General features: G+C 78.4%; 2 pseudogenes. One reads left to right on the top strand and one right to left on the bottom strand.

What is annotated here, in order from left to right:
- A pseudogene (locus A9X01_RS29935) lies at positions 1–1,882 on the bottom strand (PE family protein); the annotation flags it as partial.
- Between the two features lie 77 nt (positions 1,883–1,959).
- On the opposite strand from A9X01_RS29935, the pseudogene A9X01_RS29940 reads away from it, so the two are divergent.
- Positions 1,960–2,199: pseudogene (locus A9X01_RS29940) on the top strand (PE family protein); the annotation flags it as partial.

The following is a 2,199-nucleotide window of genomic DNA, read 5'->3' on the forward strand; positions in this document are numbered from 1 at the left end:
CCGCCCCGGCAGTGCCGCCGGTGCCGCCTGCGCCGCCGTCTTTGCCTGCCCCGCCGTCGGTGGTGGAGCTGCCGCCGTTGCCGCCGTTGCCGCCGGCCCCGCCGACGCCGCCCCGACCGCCGCTTCCGCCGTTCGTTCCGTTCGCGCCGTCGCCGGCCCCGCCGTCGCCGCCGGCGCCGCCGGCGCCCCCCTGACCGCCCGACGCACCTGCGGTGGGGGAGCTGCCGCTGGCGCCGTTACCGCCGTTGAAGCCTTTGCCGCCGGTGCCACCGATGCCGCCGTCGCCACCGGTGCCGATGGTGCCGATCGTGCCGCCGTCCGTTCCATTGCCGGCCGCCCCGGCGGTGCCACCGGTGCCGCCTCGGCCACCGCTTCCACCGAGACCGCTGCTTCCCGTGTTGTCACCGCCGGCGCCGCCTTTGCCGCCGGCGCCGCCCTTGCCGCCAATGCCGCCGTCGCCGCCATGAGCGCCGTTGCCGTCGCCCTTGCCGCCGTCGCCACCTTGTCCGCCTCGACCGCCGTCGCCGCCCTGACCCGCCTGAGCGCCGGCGGTGGGGTTGGCGCTAGCGGCGGCCGCCGTACCGAACCCGCCTTGCCCACCGTTGCCGCCGGTGCCGCCGGTGCCGCCGGTGCCGATGGCGCCGTTCGCGCCGCCGTCGGTTCCGATACCACCAGCGCCCGCGGTTCCGCCGGTACCACCCTTGCCGCCGGCACCGCCGGCGCCGAAGCCGGGCCCAGCGAGGCCGGTGTTGTTGCCGCCGTTGCCGCCGTCGCCTCCCTGGCCACCGATTCCGCCGGTGCCGCCGTTGCCGCCACCCGTCCCGCCGATGCCGGCACCGCCGGCGCCCCCTTGGCCGCCCCGGCCGCCCTGGCCGCCTTGGCCGCCGCCGGTGGGGTCGTCTGCAGTGGCGCCAGCCCTGCCGGACCCACCTTGCCCGCCGGTGCCGCCGGTGCCCCCGGTGCCGCCTTTGCCGCCGCCGCCCTCTGCGCCACCGTCGGTTCCCTTGCCGCCTACCCCGGCCGTGCCACCGGTGCCGCCTTGGCCACCGGCGCCGCCGAGGCCGGCGAGTTCACCGGTGTTGTCGCCGCCGGTACCGCCGGTGCCACCGGTGCCACCGATGCCGCCGGTGCCGCCCTGACCGCCGCCGATGCCGCCAATGCCTTTGCCGCCGGCGCCGCCTTGGCCGCCCTGGCCGCCCCGGCCGCCTTGGGCGCCCACGCTGTCGGGGCCGGGGTTATCGGCGCTCGTGCCGGCGGCGCCCTGCCCGCCTTGGCCACCTTGTCCGCCCTGTCCGCCTTGCCCGCCGATGCCGTTCTTGCCGCCCGCACCGCCCGAGTTTCCGGCTTGGCCCCCGGCACCCCCGGTTCCACCCTTTCCGCCCTCGCCGGGGCCGGTGCTGTCAGTGGCATCGGTCCCGCGTATGCCCATTCCGCCGGTGCCGCCGGTGCCGCCGTTACCGCCGTCACCGCCGGGTCCGCCGCCGGATCCGCCCGCCCCGCCGTTGCCACCGGTATGGGCGTTGGTACCGCTCGCGTCGCCGCCGCGCCCGCCGTTGCCTCCGTCGCCACCAAGTCCGGGGCTGCCCATCCGGCCACCGGGACCGCCGAACTGCCCACCTGGACCAGGCGCGCCGCCGGTGCCGCCGATGCCACCGGTCCCGCCCGGGCCACCGTCGGGCACGCCTGACCCCCCGGCCCCGCCGGTGCCGCCGGTGCCGCCGTTACCACCATTGCCGCCGTTTCCGCCGATACCGCCGGGCAGTGCCGCCCCGCCGGTACCGCCCTGGCCGCCCTGCCCGCCAGTGATGCCCTGGCTTCCGTTGGCCCCGGTGCCCGCGTCAGCAGAGCTGGCGGGGGCAGCGTTCCCCCCGTTTCCACCCAAGCCTCCGGTGCCACCGGCGCCCGGCGTTCCGGCCTGGCGGATGGTTCACCAACGGCGGCGCGGGCGGGGCCGGCGGCGTGGGTGGCCAAGGCGGCGACGGTGTCAGCGGTCCCGCCAATACCCAGGGCGGCATCGGCTTCACCGGCGGCACCGGCGGGGCCGGTGGCCCAGGAGGCCACGCACCATTGTTATTCGGCAAAGCCGGCGCCGGCGGCGCCGGAGGGATCGGCGGCACCGGCGGAATCGGCGGAGATGGTGGCGACGGTCTCATCCCTGGTACCGGCGGGACCGGGGGCACCGGTGGGATCGGGGGGCCG

This window comes from Mycobacterium asiaticum (assembly GCF_001668675.1).
GTDB classification, from domain to species: domain Bacteria; phylum Actinomycetota; class Actinomycetes; order Mycobacteriales; family Mycobacteriaceae; genus Mycobacterium; species Mycobacterium asiaticum_D.